The organism is Streptomyces sp. MspMP-M5, from assembly GCF_000373585.1.
Classification (GTDB): Bacteria; Actinomycetota; Actinomycetes; order Streptomycetales; family Streptomycetaceae; genus Streptomyces.
Map to the genome: position 1 here is coordinate 166935 of NZ_KB891940.1, position 16182 is coordinate 183116.

Annotated in this window: 16 protein-coding genes and 1 pseudogene; 9 read left to right on the forward strand and 8 right to left on the reverse strand. The window is 71.2% G+C overall.

Features of this window, described 5'->3' with window-relative positions; all coding sequences use genetic code 11:
* Positions 1 to 32: 32 nt before the first annotated feature.
* From B073_RS0134900 to B073_RS0134925, 6 genes and pseudogenes are all read right to left on the reverse strand, one after another.
* Positions 33 to 494: a DUF1772 domain-containing protein gene (locus tag B073_RS0134900; RefSeq protein ID WP_018542706.1), complete on the reverse strand. Its 462-nt coding sequence runs from the start codon at positions 492 to 494 to the stop codon at positions 33 to 35.
* Positions 495 to 998: an SRPBCC family protein gene (locus B073_RS42135; protein ID WP_051094359.1), complete on the reverse strand. Its 504-nt coding sequence runs from the start codon at positions 996 to 998 to the stop codon at positions 495 to 497. It abuts the gene before it with no gap.
* Positions 978 to 1214 (reverse strand): annotated as a pseudogene (locus B073_RS48505) (acyl carrier protein); the annotation flags it as partial. The pseudogene B073_RS48505 and the gene B073_RS42135, both read right to left, overlap by 21 nt.
* Before the next feature lie 12 nt (positions 1215 to 1226).
* On the reverse strand, positions 1227 to 2411 hold the full coding sequence (locus tag B073_RS0134910; RefSeq protein WP_037813717.1) for a ketosynthase chain-length factor: 1185 nt from the start codon (positions 2409 to 2411) through the stop codon (positions 1227 to 1229).
* The gene (locus B073_RS0134915) at positions 2411 to 3685 is read right to left on the reverse strand and encodes a beta-ketoacyl-[acyl-carrier-protein] synthase family protein (protein ID WP_018542709.1); all 1275 of its coding nucleotides are present in this window, start codon (positions 3683 to 3685) and stop codon (positions 2411 to 2413) included. The genes B073_RS0134910 and B073_RS0134915 overlap by 1 nt, the downstream gene beginning before the upstream one ends.
* Positions 3686 to 3824: 139 nt before the next feature.
* On the reverse strand, positions 3825 to 4157 hold the full coding sequence (locus B073_RS0134925; protein WP_018542711.1) for a TcmI family type II polyketide cyclase: 333 nt from the start codon (positions 4155 to 4157) through the stop codon (positions 3825 to 3827).
* A 184-nt stretch (positions 4158 to 4341) separates the two neighbouring features.
* On the opposite strand from B073_RS0134925, the gene B073_RS0134930 reads away from it, so the two are divergent.
* From B073_RS0134930 to B073_RS0134940, 3 genes are all read left to right on the forward strand, one after another.
* Positions 4342 to 5484 (forward strand): cytochrome P450, encoded by a 1143-nt coding sequence (locus B073_RS0134930; protein ID WP_018542712.1) that lies wholly within the window; start codon positions 4342 to 4344, stop codon positions 5482 to 5484.
* A 24-nt stretch (positions 5485 to 5508) separates the two neighbouring features.
* Positions 5509 to 6696: a cytochrome P450 gene (locus tag B073_RS0134935; RefSeq protein WP_018542713.1), complete on the forward strand. Its 1188-nt coding sequence runs from the start codon at positions 5509 to 5511 to the stop codon at positions 6694 to 6696.
* 103 nt (positions 6697 to 6799) lie between these two features.
* On the forward strand, positions 6800 to 7297 hold the full coding sequence (locus B073_RS0134940) for a pyridoxamine 5'-phosphate oxidase family protein (protein ID WP_018542714.1): 498 nt from the start codon (positions 6800 to 6802) through the stop codon (positions 7295 to 7297).
* Positions 7298 to 7365: 68 nt separating this feature from the next.
* Here B073_RS0134940 and B073_RS0134945 read toward each other — a convergent pair whose 3' ends face one another.
* On the reverse strand, positions 7366 to 8388 hold the full coding sequence (locus B073_RS0134945) for an LLM class flavin-dependent oxidoreductase (protein WP_018542715.1): 1023 nt from the start codon (positions 8386 to 8388) through the stop codon (positions 7366 to 7368).
* A gap of 203 nt (positions 8389 to 8591) precedes the next feature.
* Here B073_RS0134945 and B073_RS0134950 point away from each other — a divergent pair, with 203 nt between their 5' ends.
* Genes B073_RS0134950 through B073_RS0134975 form a run of 6 tightly spaced genes read left to right on the forward strand, consistent with a single transcriptional unit; the run spans position 8592 to position 14738 of the window.
* A complete protein-coding gene (locus B073_RS0134950; RefSeq protein WP_018542716.1) occupies positions 8592 to 9809 on the forward strand; it encodes a nucleotide disphospho-sugar-binding domain-containing protein in 1218 nt (405 codons plus the stop codon).
* Positions 9810 to 9821: 12 nt separating this feature from the next.
* Positions 9822 to 11024 (forward strand): nucleotide disphospho-sugar-binding domain-containing protein, encoded by a 1203-nt coding sequence (locus tag B073_RS0134955; RefSeq protein ID WP_018542717.1) that lies wholly within the window; start codon positions 9822 to 9824, stop codon positions 11022 to 11024.
* 54 nt (positions 11025 to 11078) lie between these two features.
* Positions 11079 to 12140, forward strand: a complete 1062-nt coding sequence (locus B073_RS0134960; protein ID WP_018542718.1) for a ketoacyl-ACP synthase III family protein — start codon at positions 11079 to 11081, stop codon at positions 12138 to 12140.
* 49 nt (positions 12141 to 12189) lie between these two features.
* On the forward strand, positions 12190 to 12645 hold the full coding sequence (locus B073_RS0134965) for a DUF1772 domain-containing protein (protein ID WP_018542719.1): 456 nt from the start codon (positions 12190 to 12192) through the stop codon (positions 12643 to 12645).
* A gap of 39 nt (positions 12646 to 12684) precedes the next feature.
* A complete protein-coding gene (locus tag B073_RS0134970; protein WP_018542720.1) occupies positions 12685 to 13719 on the forward strand; it encodes a methyltransferase in 1035 nt (344 codons plus the stop codon).
* Between the two features lie 29 nt (positions 13720 to 13748).
* Complete coding sequence (locus B073_RS0134975) at positions 13749 to 14738, forward strand: quinone oxidoreductase family protein (RefSeq protein ID WP_018542721.1); 990 nt, start codon at positions 13749 to 13751, stop codon at positions 14736 to 14738.
* Between the two features lie 130 nt (positions 14739 to 14868).
* Here the strand turns inward: B073_RS0134975 and B073_RS0134980 are convergent, their stop codons facing one another.
* Positions 14869 to 16077, reverse strand: coding sequence for an FAD-dependent oxidoreductase (locus B073_RS0134980; protein WP_018542722.1), 1209 nt, complete (start codon positions 16075 to 16077; stop codon positions 14869 to 14871).
* Between the last annotated feature and the right edge of the window lie 105 nt (positions 16078 to 16182).

Genomic DNA, 16182 nt, shown 5'->3' on the forward strand with positions numbered 1-16182 from the left:
TGTGTCTTCCCCTCCTGGGGAGCAGTGGGGGCTCAGCCGAGCCGGACGGTGGCCACGATGTTGGTCACGAAGGCGAACAGCGCGAGTGCGGTTCGGGTGGTGTTCCAGGCCCGCCACCTGCGCCGGGGATCGGTCTCGGCCCAGTCGGGGGGCTGCACGGCGGGGCTGAGGGACATGACGTACCGGTTGACCGGGACGTTCTTGGTGAGGGAGATGCCCATCACGCACAGCAGCAGCACGGCCGCGGTGGCGAACCCCGCCCGGGCGAGGCCGTCCCCGGCGGTGATCGCGAGCAGCAGGTCCAGCAGCACGGTCAGGCCGTTGGCCAGCGGCATGACGGGGTCGAAGCGGGGCCGCAGGAAGTGCACCGTCTGCACGTACCGCTCGTAGGGCAGACTCAGCATCATCGGCGCGATGCCGATGACGGTCGCGGTCATGATCCCCGCCGCGATGCCGTTGGCGAGGAGGGCGAGAGGGGCCAGCAAGGTGCTCAATCAGGGCCGCCTGGCACGCTGTTCGACGAGTTCCTTGATCCGCTCCATCTGGATGACGGTGTTGCGGTTCATCCGCTCTTCCATGGCCGCGTCGTCGAGCGGGGCCTCCGGGTTCAGGTGGAAGTCCTGCACCCACCGCATGCGCACGCCCTCCGGGGTGGTGTGGTACTCCCAGAAGATCTCCATGTAGGCGAAGGGACCGCGTTCCACGCGGTGTGCGCGGACGGTGCCGTTCTCCTTGTCCATGTGCCGCTCGGAGATCCAGCTCCAGGACGTGCCGTTCTCGTCGGGCACCTTGGTCAGCCGGAAGGTGACGGTGTCGCCGTCACGACCGAGGACTTCGGCCGAGGCGTACTCGCTGAACAGCTCCGGCCAGGACGGTATGTCGTTGGTCATCTCCCAGACGAGGTCGTAGGGCGCCGCGATGACGACGCTGTTGTCGACGTGGCCCGCGCTGGAGGCGTCGTTGGCCAGGGCGATGACCTCGCGGGGCGTGCGCGCCATCTCGATCACCCTGTCGGGGTCTCTCAGATGGTGCTCGGAGCCGAGCACCGCGGCGATCTCCAGCATGACGAGCGAGTCGAAGCCCAGTTCCGCGAACGGCACATCGATGATGTCGCCGTCGATGGCATCGAGGTCGCCCGCGGCTGTCCGCAGCACGCCCCGCAGGTCGTCGAAGGTGAACCCAGTCGTTGGGGTGGTTCCGCTGTCCGTTGGCATTGTTTCCTCCACTTATCGCGGTTCGCGGCTGAGCACGACGGCCGAGTTGTGGCCCCCGCGGCCGCGTGCCAGGACCAGCACGGTCCGCAGGGCGGCGGGGCGCGGCTGGTCCAGCACGAGGTCGATGCGGTAGTGCTCGGGTACGTTGGGGTCCGCGGTCGTCGGCGGGATCACCGAGTCGCGCAGAGCCAGCAGCGCGGTGGCGACGTCGAGGGCGCCGCCTCCGGCGTACAGCCGGCCGACCATGGTCTTCGGCACGGTGACGGGGACGCCGTACGGGCCGAAGACCGCCTCGATCGCCTCAGCCTCCCGTTGGTCGAGTTCGGGTACGGCGGCACCGTCGGCGAAGACCACGTCGATGTCCGAAGGGGTCAACGCCGCACGGTCAAGGGCCAGTTCGATCGCCCGGCGCAGTCCCGGCTCGCCGCCGCTGCCGGGCCTGGGGTCGAAGGTCGCCGCGTGGCCCACGAGGTACCCGTAGGGCCGGCGGCCCGGTGCGGGGCTGTCCTCGACGACGAACATGGCCCCGCCCTCGCCTGGGGCATGCCCGTCGGCGTGCCGATCGAAGGGGCGGAACGCCCGATCGGGGTCCGTGTGGGGGGAGATCCGACCGTCGGCCCGCTGGCAGGCCAGGGCGTACGGGGACAGCGGGGCCTCCGTGCCGCCGGTGAGCACCACCCGGGCGCCTTGCCGAAGCAGTCGCTCCGCTTGGGCCAACGCGTCGAGCCCGGCCGCCTGTTCGGTCACCACGACACTGCAGGGGCCCCGCGCGCCGTGACGGATCGACACCTGACCGGTGGTCGCCGCGTAGAACCACGCGATGGACTGGTAGGCGCTGACCTTGGCGGGGCCTCCGGTCCACAGCTTCCCGATCTCCCGCTGGCCGAACTCGTTGCCTCCGGAGGAGCTGCCGGTGACCACTCCGATCTCGTACTCCGGGACGGCGGCCAGATCGATGCCGGAGTCCGTCACGGCCAGGGCGGTCGCGGCGAGGCCGAACTGCGTCCACCGGTCGGTCTGCACGACCAGCCGCGCGGGCATGTACTGCGCCGCTTCGAAGCCGGTCACCACGCCGGCAACGCCGTCGGGGACGGGCTCGACGCCCGTCTTTCCGTTCAACAGCTGTTCCCAGTACGCCTCGTGGCCGATGCCGTTGGGCGCGACCACGCCGATCCCGGTCACTGCACAGGGTCGCATCACGCAGCCTCCACTGTTCCGGGGCGGCCCAGTACCAGCGCGCTCTGGAACCCGCCGAATCCGCTGCCGACGCTGAGGACCACGTCGGTGCGGTGCTCACGTGCCACGCGCGGCACGTAGTCCAGGTCGCACTCGGGCTCCGGCTCCGTGAGGTTGGCCGTGGGCGGCACCACCTGGTGCTCCAGGACGAGCGCGCACGCCGCGGCCTCCAACGCGCCGATGGCGCCCAGGGAGTGCCCGATCATGGACTTGATGGAGCTCACCGGCACCTCGTAGGCGTGTGCGCCCAGGCTGCGCTTGAAGGCCGCCGTCTCGTGCCGGTCGTTCTGCCGGGTTCCGGAGCCGTGGGCGTTGACGTAGCCCACATCGGCCGGGTTCACGTGCGCCCGGTCGAGCGCCACGCGGATGGCCTCGCCGAGCTCCCGGCCGTCCGGCCGCAGCCCGGTCATGTGGTACGCGTTGCTGCGATGGGCGAAGCCGAGCACGCTGCCGTACACGTGCGCGTTCCGGCGCCGGGCGGCCCCCGCCTCCTCGAGGATCAGCACGGCCGCGCCCTCCCCCAGCACGAACCCGTCGCGGCTGCGGTCGAAGGGGCGGGAGGCGTGCTCCGGATCGTCGTTGCGGGCGGTGGTGGCTTTGATGGCGTCGAAGCAGGCGGAGGTGATCGGCGAGATGGGCGCCTCCGAGGCGCCCGCGATCACGACGTCCGCGACGCCGTCCTCGATGAGCTGTGCGGCTTTCCCCACCGCGTCCAGGCCCGAGGTGCAGCCGGTGGACACGCACTCGACCTGGCCCTGGGCGCCATGCTCCCACGCCACCTCGGCGGCGATCGAACTGGGCACGAGGTAGTCGTAGAGCTCGGGTACGCCCTGGCGCTGGTCGACCTGCCAGGAGCGGCCTTGGTCGCTCACTCGGAGGTAGTTCTCCTCCAGCCGCGTGCTGCAGCCGACGGCGCTCCCCACGACGACGCCGACCCTCTCGGGAGGCAGCTCGCCTGGAACGAGGCCGCTGTCGGCCATCGCCTCACGGGCCGAGACCAGCGCGAATTGCGTCACCCGGTCCAGCCGGGCGGCCCGGTCGGCGTCCAGCCCCGCGGCGACTGGGTCGAAGTCGCACTCGGCCGCGACACGGGAGCGGAAGCCGGAGGCGTCGAACAGGGAAATCGGCCGGGTCGCGGTGCGGCCCGCCGTCAGCAGGTCCCAGTAGGCCCGGACGCCCAGGGCACCCGGCGAGACGACCCCGAGGCCGGTGATGACTGCCTTCCGTCCGGCCATCACGACCCCGTCCCGGACAGGGGCTCCGCAGGCCCGCCGAGGGCATCGGTCTCCATGTACCCGAGTGCCGCGCGGCGGGCCGGAGGCACCAGAGACAGGACGCGCAGGGAAGGAACGAGGCCGGCCCGGCAGATGGCCCTCACGAGTCCCCTCCGGCCGTCCACTCGTAGAAGGACTGCGCCATCGCGTCACGCGGCTCGCGCCAGCCCGGGTCGTACGGGACCACGAGCTGGGCCAGTTCGGAGTTGAGGTCCTGGAACTGCTTCGTCGATCGCGCCCTTTCCAGCCCGGGGCGGATGTCTTTGTCCGCCTCGATCAGGTGGAAGTACAGGTCGTGGAAGCCGAAGAGCGTGCGACGGCTGACGCCTACGTCATGGGGGAGGTCGGTGGTGTCGGAACTGGCGAACAGTTCTGCCACCCGCTGCCGGTGCACGGGCTCCAGCCGGGCGACGATGAGCGTCCGATGTGGCATGCCAACGGTCCTTTCCTGGTTCCTCGGCGAGGACCAATCCACCATTGGGTGCGTTAGTCGACTCTCGGTCCAGCGAAGTTGGTGCCCTGGGTACGGCGGTGGGGGTACGAGCGGCACTTGACCGGCTCCCGAGGACGGCGGCCCAGGGTGAAGCCGGCTTATCCCCGCGTCGGAAGGACGTCCCGTGACCGGCAGGACCCTTACGTATCCGTTCGCGTGGCCGTCCCCCTCCGAACAGCCGAAGGAATTCACGGGACTCCACGACGAACCCGTCGTCACTGTCGTGCTGCCGAGCGGTGACGAGGCGCTGCTCGTCACCCGGTACCAGGACATCCGTGCGCTGCTGACCGACCCCCGGGTCAGCAAGAACCGGAACCGGCCCGGCATCGCCAGAATGACGACCCGCAAGGTCAAGGCATTCCAGAGCCAGGTGTCCATGGATCCGCCCGCACACACCCGGATGCGGTCCCTGATCTCCAAGGCGTTCACACCGGCCCGGGTGGAGGGGCTGCGGCCGCGGATCGAGGAACTGGCCGAGGAGCTGCTCGACGCGATGGAGGCTGGGCCCCGGCCCGTGGACTTCGCCACGGCTTTCGCGTTCCCGCTGAGCATCCAGGTCATCTGCGAACTGCTGGGCGTGCCGGCGGACGAGCGTGAGCAGTTCGCCCTGAAGCAGACACCTCCGTGGGACTACATGACGGAGCTCATCGCACGTAAACGCGCCGACCCGGGCGACGACTTGATCAGCGCACTGATCGAGGTCCACGACGAGGAGGACGGCCGCCTGGACGCCACCGAGCTGCACTGGTGGTCCACGATGCTGCTGCTGGCCGGGTACGAGACCACCGCGAACCAGCTGTGCAGCGCGGTGGTCATGCTGACGTCCCACCCCGACCAGCTCGCCAAGCTCACACAGGACCCGGGACTGCTGCCCGGTGCGGTCGAGGAACTGCTGCGCTGCCAGGTGGTGGGCACCTCGCTGTCGATGCTGCGGTACGTCACCGACGACATCGAGGTCGGCGGTGTCACCATCCCGCGCGGCTCCAGCATCATCACCGCGCTGGAGGTCGCCAACCACGACCCGTCCGCCTTCCGCTGCCCCGCCCACTTCGACGTCACCCGCTCCGGGGACTCACCGCAACTGACCTTCAGCGTCGGCCGACACTTCTGCGTCGGCGCCTCGCTCGCCCGGGCCGAACTGCAGATCGGCCTTGCTTCACTGCTGCACCGCTTCCCGAACCTGCGGCTCGGCGTGCCGGCGGACCGCCTGGTGCGCGTCGAGGACGCCTTCACCCAGGGCTTCCGTGAAGTCCCCGTGACCTGGTGAGCCCGTACCCGGAAAGGCCCTGCCATGGCTGAACGCTGCCCCTATCCCTTCCCGCGCCCCACGGCACTGGGCGTCCCGGAGCGCCTCGCCGGGGTCCACGACGAGCCGCTGGTGCCGGTCGTGCTGCCGAGCGGCGACGAGGCCGTTCTGCTGACCCGGTACCGGGACGTGCGGCAGGTGCTCACCGACGACCGCCTCAGCCGCAATCTGAACCGGCCGGACGCGGCCCGCATCAGCCGGCACAACAGCATGTTCCAGGACCCGCGCATCAACCCGGACCCGCCCGAGCACACGCGGGTGCGCAACCTGGTCGCCAAGGCCTTCAGCGCGGCCCGCGTACAGCGGCTCGAACCGCACATCCGGGCCGTGGTCGACGAACTCCTCGACGCGATGGAACGCTCCGGCGGCCCCCTCGACCTCAACGAGGCACTCGCCTTCCCGCTGCCGGTCCGCGTCATCTGCAGCCTGCTCGGAGTACCCGACGAGGACGTGGCGCTGTTTCGGCACTGGACGTCGGCGTTCCTGTCCATCAGCCACTTCCCGCCCGAGGAGATCCGGGCGGCGATGGCGGAGATGAGCCGCTACATCGCCGAGCACATCTCCCACCGCCGCGCACACCCCGGCGACGACCTGGTCAGCGCGATGATCCGGGCCCGCGACGATGAGGGGCAGCTGAGCGAGTACGAACTGCAGTGGTGGTGCCGACTGCTTCTCCTCGTCGGATATGAGACGACCGCAACGCAACTCGGCGGCGGCATCGCCATGCTGCTCAGCCACCCCGAGCAGCTGCGGCTGCTGCGTGCGGATCCGGCGCTTCTGCCGAACGCGATCGAGGAGCTGCTCCGCTGGAAGCTCGTCGGCTCCTCTGTGTCGATGTTGCGGTACGCGACCGACGACATCGAGCTGGAGGATTGCGTGATCAAGAAGGGTATGAGCGTCATCCCCGGGGCCGACTGCGCCAACCAGGACCCTGAACGCTTTCCCGACCCCCGGGCCTTCGACATCACCCGCTCCGAGAACCCTCACCTCACCTTCAGCCTCGGCCCCCACTTCTGCATCGGCGCCTCTCTCGCCCGAGCGGAACTCCGCATCGCCACGGAGGCCCTACTGGCCCGCTTTCCGAACCTGCGGCTGGCGGTACCGGCCGAGGAGTTGAAGAGGGAGGAGGGGGCGTTGCTGGAGGGGTTCACCGAGATTCCCGTGAGCTGGTAGCGCCCGGTCGCCCTCGCCGGCGTCGGCACCTGCTGCCGTCGGCCGTCACCCCACCCCGGCCAGGACGGCCCCTAGATTGGCCGGTCAATTCAGCGGAGGTCACATGTCCCCGTCCGAAGCAACGTCCCCGGCAGCGCGGCACGCTCCGGCCGGCCGCCCCGGCCTGCCCGCCCCGAGGCCGATCGCGCAACGCCGTGCCGACACCGAGCGGCTGCTGGCGCAGGAGCGGCACCTCTGGCTCGCCAGCAAGGGGCCCCGCCCGCACATGGTCCCGCTCTCCTATGTCTTCGACGGCGGTGTGATCACCATGCTCACCCGCCGGTCGGGTCGCACCGCGCGGAACCTGGCGGCCAACGGCCTGGTCCGGGCGGCATTCGGCGCGGCGACCGACGTGGTGCTGATCGACGGCACCGTGAAACTGACCGATCCGGCGGACGCCCCGCCCGAGGTCCGGGCTCGTCACGCCCGTCTCCCGCTCGACCCCGACCGTGTCGAAGATGCCGTGAGCGTGTGCCTGACGCCACGCCGCGTCCAAGCCTGGCGGAACTTCGGGGAGATGCCGGACCGCGTCATCATGCACGACGGCGTCTGGCTCGTCTGACTCGCGTGCTGCGGGTGCGCGGGCCTGCGGCCACCGGCCGTCACCAGGCCCACCCCCGCGCCCGCGGTTCAGCCCATGCCGCCCGCGGCTCCCACGTCCGCCATCGCCTCCGCCGCCCCCCGCACCACCGCGAGCTGCCCCGCCAGCGTGCGGTCGAGCACCGTGAGCCCCAGCGTCGTGACCCCTGCCGCGGCGTACTCGGCGATCCGTGGCGCGATGCGGTCCACCGGCCCGATCAGGGCGGTGCGGTCCATGAAGGCGAAGGGGACGGCCTTGGCCGCACCCGCCCGGTCGCCCGCCGCGCAGCGGGCGTGGATTTCCTCGGCGGCTTCGCCGAAGCCCATTTCGGTGGCGAGAGCGAAGTAGATACCGCGTTCCTTGCTGGCGAGACCTATGAAGTTCGCGTAGTAGCCGCGCAGTGTGTCGGCAGCCTGCTCCGGGTCGTCGGCGAGGGCGATCGGGACCGAGGGGACGACCTCGAAACCGTCCAGGCTGCCCCGTACCTCGCGCACCAGCTCCAGGGATTCGGCGATGCGCCGCGGTGAGCTGAAGACGCCGACCCAGCCGTCCGCGATCTCCGCGGCGAGGCGCAGACTGCGGGGGCGGACGCCGGCCAGGTAGAGGGGAAGGTCGGCGCGGACGGGCGCGGCGGCGAGGTGGGCCGCCTCGTCGGCCCCTTCGGGCGGCAGCGGGTAGTGGCGGCCGGGATGGCGGACCGGCTCGCCGCGCAGCGCCATCCGTACCACCGTTACGTACTCGCGCAGGCGACTCAGCGGCTCGGGGAACGGGACGCCGTACCAGCCCAGGGACACGTCGGGGTTGGACACCCCGAGACCGAGCCGGAACCGCCCGCCGGACACGCTGTCGAGGGTGGCCGCGGTGAGCGCGGTCATCACGGGGGCGCGGGCAGGCACCTGCATCACTCCGGACGCCAGTGCGATCCGCCGCGTGCGCGCCGCTACGGCACCCAGCACCGTGGGGGCGTCCGAGCGGAACCCCTCCGGTACGAGGGCCATGCCGTATCCCAGCCGCTCGGCCTCCTCCGCTACGTCGCAGGCGGTCTCGTGGGACAGGAAGACTCCCAGCTCCATGGCTGAACTCCTTGATCGGATGCCCGCATCCTCACCGCGCGCCCTCAAGGACGGGCGGAGCCGTGGTCGACGCGGTAGGGCGGCATGGCGCCCGTTCCAGGCGCGCTTCACCGCAACGCGAACGATCCCCGAGCAGCGGGCCGCAGGATGGGGCCCCGTGCTGACACGGCCCAGGGAAGGCCCGACCACAGAAGGTTTCTGCCATGCGTGTGCTGTTCACCAGTTGGGCCTGGGCCTCGCACTACATGCCGCTCGCGCCGCTGGCCTGGGCGCTCCAGGCGGCGGGCCATGAGGTCCGCGTCGCCAGTCAGCCGGCGCTGACCGGGGTGATCAACGACTCGGGTGCGGCTGCCGTGCCCGTCGGTCCGGATCTGGACCACGACGAGGTACGGAGCCGGCAGATGGCGGGGATGACGTTCTCGGACGTTCCCAGGGTGCCGACCGCCGGGTCCTCCATGGCGGGCTGGCCGCCCGAGCGGCTGCGCCGGGTGCGGCAGGTGTTCGGGACCTTCGCGGCGTACTCCGATGCGATGCTGGACGAGCTCGCCGCGTTCGCCCGGGCCTGGCGGCCCGACCTGGTGGTGTACGACCCCACCACTTACGCCGGCCCGCTCGTCGCGGCGGCGCTCGGTGTGCCCGCGGTGCGGCATGTGCACGGCATCGACGTCACCTACCAGGCCCGGGACGTCGTCCCGGATCTGATCGGGGACATGGCCGGACGTCTGGGGGTGGGCGAGGTGGACGTCCTCGGGCACGCGACCGTCGACCCGTGCCCGCCGAGCCTGCAGATCCCCTCGGACGTGCGCCGCATCGCCGTGCGCTATGTCCCCTACAACGGCCCTGCGGTGCTTCCGCACTGGTTGCGAGCCCGGCCCACGCGGCCCCGGGTCTGCGTGACGTGGGGGACGTCGACCAGCCGTATCACGGGACCGGACACGTTCATGCCGGCGCGGCTCCTCCGGGCGCTGGCGGGGATGGACGTCGATGTCGTGATGGCCCTGACCGGCGGGGACGCGGACCGTCTCGGGGACGTCCCGGAGCAGGTGCGGGTGGTGGACTCACTCGCCCTGCACCTGGTGCTGCCCGAATGCGCCGCGATCATCCACCAGGGCGGCAACGGCACCGCCCTGACGGCCGCGGTGCACGGGGTGCCGCAGCTCGTCCTCCCGCAGATTCCGGACCAGATGTTCCAGGCGGAGCGTGTGCGGGTGGTGGGGGCCGGGGACGTGCTGCGGCCCGGAGAGTTCAGCGAGCTCGAGACGGCCAAGAGGCTCGACGCGGTCCTCAACACCGACACGTACCGCAGCCGTGCGCAGGCGCTGCGCGAGGAGATGCGGGAGCAACCCGCACCGGCCGAGGCGGTCGCCCGGCTTGAAGAGCTGGCTGCCGGGCGGTGCTCGCCGGCTGCCCGGAGACTGTAAGGAGGCAGACTGATGCGTGCGTTGTTCATCACCTGGGCCTGGGGGTCGCACTACTACCCCATGGTGCCTTTCGGCTGGGCGCTGCGGGCCGCGGGCCACGAGGTCATGGTCGCCAGCCAACCTTCGTTCGCCAAGACCATCACTCAGGCCGGGCTGCCCGCGCTGCCGGTCGGCGACGACATCGACCTGAAATCCCGCGTCGTCGTGCCCGGAAGGCCGCGTCCGGCGAGCCGGGACGAGGGCGACAAGCGGCATGCCTCGGCAGCCGAGCGCGGGCTGCGGGACATCAGCTGGACGGCGGCGCCCGCCGAGAGCGCGGCGGCGATGGCGGTCGACACCTACCGGTTCGCCGAGAGCTGGAAGCCCGATGTCGTCGTGTACGAGCCGATGGCCTACCTCGGCCCCGGCCTCGCCCACGATCTGGGCGTGCCCGCGCTGCGCCTGTTGTGGGCCACCGACTTCGCCGCCTCCATCGTCCAGCGCAACCCGGACATGCTCACCCGTCTTGACGGGCAGCTCGGCCAGGACATGGCACGGTCGTTCGGCGATGTGACGCTCGATCCGTGCCCGCCGTCGCTGCAGATCACCAACGGCGACGATGTGGTGCGCAGACCGATGCGGTACGTGCCCTACAACGGCCCCGCCGTGCTGCCCACCACCCTGCGCACTCCACCCACCCGGCCAAGGATCGCCGTCACCTGGGGCGGCTCGCTTTTCGACCTGGGCTGGCACGACGGCATCCTCGGCCCCCGCGTCGCCCGCGCCCTCGCCGGACACGACGTCGAGATCGTGATCGCCACCAGCGAAGCCCAACGGCACCTCTACACCGACTTGCCCGGCAACGTCACCCACATCGGGCCCATCGCCCTGCACCTGCTCCTGCCGTCCTGCGACGCCATCATCCACCAGGGCGGAGCCGGCACCACCATGACCGCCATGACCACTGGCACCCCCCAACTCATCATGCCCTGGGCCCCCGACGCCCTCATCAACGCCGAGCAGATCGAGAAGGCCGGCGCCGGACGGCTCCAGCCCACCCTCGACCTCGACGACGCCGGACTGCGCGCCGCTGTGGACGCCTTCCTCGCCGACCTGCCCGTCCATAAAAAGGCCGCCGATCTCCTGCACGCCGAACACCTCGACATGCCCACCCCCGCCGACGTCGCCCGCCACATCGAACAGATCGTCCCGGTGGACGGCCATGCGCGCCCCTGACGGGCGTACCCCCAACCATCCGCGGTGACTCCTCAGCACGAAAGGCAGCGAGCGATGTGGTGGAACGACCTCTACGTCAGTGCCAGCGGGGCGTGGCTCGGGCGCCGGGAAGACGTTCGGGACGCGGTCGCCGAAGGCCGCTACGACGCGGCGGAGGCGGCCAGGGACGACTACCTCGCCGTCCGGGTTTCCGACGATGTCCACCCGCCGGACATGGCGGTGGCGGCCGCCCGGCTGGCCTTGGCACGGTCTGCCGTCCCCGCTGGCGACGTCGCCCTCGTCGCGCACGCCAGCGTCGGCTTCCAGGGGCGGGACCACTGGGTCCCGGCCTCGTACATCCAGGCGCGTACGGTCGCCGGAAGCGCGACGGCCCTGGACATCCGGCAGGCATCCAACGGCGGCCTGGCCGCCCTCGACCTGGCCGCGTCCTGGCTGGCGGCACGGCCCGAGTCCCGGGCGGCGCTGGTCACCACGGCGGACCGGTACGGCCTCCCGGAGTTCGACCGCTACCGGTCCGACAGCAGCCTGGCGCGGGGTGACGGCGCCACGGCGGTGGTCTTGTCCCGGGGCCCGCGGGCGGCCACGACGGCGGTCGCCCGGCTGCTGTCCACCGTGTTGCTCGGCGACTCCACCCACGAGGGTGCGTACCGGGGCATGCGACCCTGGGGCGAGCCCCGCGGAGGCCGCACCGTACCGGTCGACCTGCGTGCGCGGACCTGGGAGTACCTGGCGACGGGGGCCACCGGCGAAGAGGTCGTGGCAACGCTCACCGCGGGGCAACAGCGCGCCCTGGAGCAGGCGTTGTCCGAGGCCGGGGTCAAGGCCGACGAGGTGGCCCGGTTCGTCTACCCCAACGGCCGGTGGTGGCACCGGGACCTCGAACCGGGCCGCACCACCTGGGAATGGGGCCGGCAGGTCGGCCACATAGGCGCGGGCGACCAGGCGGCCGGCTTCACCCACCTCGTGGAGACGCGAGCCGTGGCGGCCGGCGACTACGTGGTCCTGTCCGGCTCGGGGGTCGGCATGAACTTCGGCTGTGCCGTCCTGGAGATGCTGCGGACCCCGGACTGGGAATCGGCCGAGGACGCTTTGGGCCGTGACGGGCGGACACCATGATGGCGTCCTGCAGTGGCGGCACCCGGCAGACGTGTGGGGAGGAAAGCCTGTGATCGCCGTCCTGAGCGCGCTCGCGCTGGGCGCCAGCGGAACACTGGCCGGCGTGCTGGCCGCGGTGGCCCTGGGGATCGTGCCCGCGTTCCGGGGGCTGCCTGTCGACCAGTACATCCGCGTGCACCGGCTCGCCGGGCAGTACTACGACCGCGTCATGCCACCGCTGGTGATCGGCTGTACCGGGGTCGACATCGCCCTGGCAGTCCTTGTCGGCGACGGTGGCCGCGTCATCCTGTTCTCGGCCGCCGCCGTCGCCCAGTTGGGGGTGAGCGTGGTGTCCCAGTTCGCCAACGTGCCGATCAATCGCAAGGTCAAGAGCACCGATCCGCTCTGCGTCGGCCCTGACTGGGACGACCCGCGGGCCCGCTGGGCGCGCTGGCATCTGGTGCGCACCGTACTGGCGCTGTGCGCCGTGCTGGCCAACGCCGGCGCCGTGGCGATCCACCCATGACGACCCGTGTCCGTTTCCCCCAACTGTGAGGTTTTGACGATGACCGAGCTTGCCGAGTCCGTGCCGGATGCCGCCTCTGCGGCGGTCAAGCGTCTGGCGAACGGGTTCTGCCACGCGAAACTGCTGCTGGCCGCCGAGGAACTCGGCGTCTTCGCTGACCTGCACCGTCATGGCCCGTCGACAGGAGGGGCCCTTGCAAAGCGGCTGCGGCTGCATCCCCGCGGTGCGCGCGAACTCCTGCACGGACTCGTCCTGTTGGGGCTGCTGGAGCGGCGGGACGGCCGCTACGCCAACAGTGCCGCGGCCACGGTGGCCCTGGTGCCGGGCGGGGCGGACTACGTCGGCGGGTTCTTGCGGCGCGCCGACCGGATGCTGTACCCGGCGTGGCAGAACCTCACCGAGGCCCTGGTCTCCGGCAGGCCGCAGGCGCCCGGTGCCGGGCCCGAGGCGTTCCGGACCATGCTGGGCGATCCGCGTCAGCGTGAGCAGTACCTGAGGATGATGGACTCGGCCAACGGCCTCGTGGCGGGCCACCTCGCCGGCGCCCTCGACTGGGCCGCCTACCGGCACGTCGCCGACATCGGCGGTTGCCGCGGCAACCTCGTGGGACAGTTGCTGAGGCGTCACACCACCCTGCGGGCAACAGTCTTCGACCTGCCGGAGCTCGCCGAGCCGTTCGCGGAGCACGTCACCGCGCTCGGCGTCGCCGACCGTGCCGACTTCCGGGCCGGGGACTTCTTCAGCGATCCGCTGCCCGCAGCCGATGTGGTGATCCTGGGCCACGTCCTGCACAACTGGTCGGTGGAACAAAGGGAGTTCCTTGTCGCCAAGGCGTACCAGGCGGTCAAGCCGGGTGGGGCGTTGCTGATCTACGACGCGATGCTCGACGAGGAACCCACCGACCTGGCTCGCATCCTGGTGAGTCTCAACATGCTGCTGGTCACCGAGGAGGGCTCCGAGTACACGGCTGGTGAGGCCACCGCGTGGCTGGGGGCGGCGGGCTGCCGCGACGTGCGGGTCGCTCCGCTCGGTCCGGCCGACACCCTGGTCATCGGCCGCAAGCCGGCCGCTTGAGAGCACGGCACGGAAGGGGGTGAGGCGTCATGCTCGCGGTTTACTGTTCCCGGCCCGACTCCGCCGACCCGCTGGGAGCCGTGGCGGTCGGTGACCGTCGCCGGCCACCGGTACCCGACGGGTGGACGGTGGTCCGGATGCTCACCGCGTCGCTGAACATGCGGGAGATCACCGTGCTCGGCGGCCGTGCGGGCGCAGGACAGCGGTACCCGATCATCCTGGGCAGCGACGGTTGCGGTGTGCTCGACGACGGCACCGAGGTGGTCGTGCACGCGTCCGTGGCCTCCCCCGGCTGGGCAGGGCCGGAGAGTCTGGACCCGGGGCGCACGGTCCTCTCCGAGCGGCACGATGGGACCTTCGCGGAGTTCGCGGTGGTGCCGTACCGCAACGCGCTGCCGAAGCCGCCCGAGCTGTCGGCCGTTGACGCGGCGTGCCTGTCCACAGCGTGGCTGACCGCGTACCGCATGCTGTTCGTCACCGCGGGTGCGGTGTCCGGGCAGACGGTGCTGGTCCGGGGCCGGCGGCGGCTCGGCACCATCGCCTCGGCGGCGATCGTGCTCGCGAACGCGGCAGGCGTGCGCGTAGGGGTCGTTGGAGAGCCGGGCGACCGGGAACTGGCGTTGCGGCTCGGTGCGGACGTCTTCGAAACCGACTCCCGCCTGCTTCCCGCACCCGTGGACGCCGTACTGGACGCCTCTGTCAGCGGAGTGGGCTGGCTGGACGACGTGGCCGCCGTACGCCCGCACGGGGCGGTGGTCTGCGCGGGCTACCGGGCCGGCGGCGAAACGCTCCCGCAGAGCGCGGCGGACGCCATGAGGGACCTGGTGTTCCGGGAGATCCGGGTACTGGGCTCGGGCATGGGAACGGCCGCGGACCTTCGGGACCTGATGGATTTCCTCGTCACCACTGGTGTGCGGCCCACCGTGGCCGACGTACTCGACATCCGTGAGGTGGGGCGCGGCATGCGAGCCATGCTCACCGGGGCGACGACCGGCAAGCTCGTCTTCCGGATCTCGTGAGCGCGCCGCGCGTTGCGGCCCGCCGGACGCGGTGGAACAACGTCACTTACGGTGGCCCCGGACCCGTGTGGTTCACCGGGTCCGGGGCCACCCAACCCCTGCCTTGAGCCGTGCCGTCCCGCCGATCCGGTCAGCCGGACTGCCCGGTGCCGAGGAGGCGCTTGCTGCGCAGGATGCGTTCGGCGCCGGCCAGGGAGTCGCGGACGGCTTGATAGCCGTATTCCCGCATGGCGGTTTCGTACTGGGCGATGGCCGGTTGGACGAGCTCGGGGAAGTCCGCGACCTCGGCGAGGTTGCGCGCCAGGGCGGCGGCGTCACGCAGGGCGATGTTGGCGCCGACCCCGCCCACCGGGGTGGTGGCATGGACGGCGTCGCCGAGCAGGGTGACGCGGCCGGCCGGCCAGCTCGCTCCGGGGCGGCAGGCCCGTATCGCCAGGGGGAAGGTCACTGCTTCAAGTGACTCGGCCAGCATCCGCTGCACGATCGGGCTCCATTGGGCCGTCATGTCGCGTGCCTTGGCGTGCAGCCATTCCGGGGAGCCGCCGAAGAACTCCGCCGCGTCGACCCCGAACTGCTCGGCGGGGGCGATGAGGTTCCACTTGAGATAGTCGTCGACCGGGGTGATCTCGGCCCGCGGCGCGAACTGGGCGATTGCTTCGTCGATGGGCATCTGGGGCTGGAAGGACCCGAGTGCCAGGGTGCGGCCCTGCGGGCCGAGGACCGGCCGGGATCCGCCGAAGACGTTGTCCGGCAGCCACTTGCGGTTCTGTTCGTCGAGCATCAACTGCCCGTAGATCGACCACAGTCCGGTATCGATGAGCTCGGCGTCCGGAACGAGTTGGCCGCGCACCGCCGAATTGATCCCGTCGGCGCCGACGAGAACGTCCGCGATCCAGATGCTCCCGTCCCGGCAGTAGGCCACGACCCGGTCGTCGACGAGCTCGTAGCGCTCGAATTCCTTGTTGAAGAAGATGTGCCCGGCCATCTGGGACATCAGGATCTGGCGGAGCGTGTGGCGGTTGACGACGATGCTCGCCGTCGCCTCGTCCACGGGCCGGGCGGGAACGGCGGAGTGCAGTTCGTTGAGGTTCTCGTCGAGCGTCACGCCGCGGGACTGGTAGGGCATGTTCGCCGTCGCGGTGACCAGCTGGTAGTGCTCCTCGTCCAGGCAGTCCGCGAGCGCCGCCCGGCCGTGCGCGTCTATCTTGAGCCGGAGGCCCTGGGCCCGGGCGTCCGGGGCGACGTCCCGTTCCAGCACCACCACTCCGATCCCTCTTTTGCGCAGTCCCTGCGCGAGGCACAGCCCGCCCACGCCGGCACCGGCTATCAGTACGTGCATCTCATCCTCCAGGGGGTCGGTCGTCTCGACGCCGGTCGGCGGTTTCTTTTTCTCCTGCGTGCGCCTGGCGACGGCACCCCCAGGCCGGCAGGCCCGCTTGCGGCA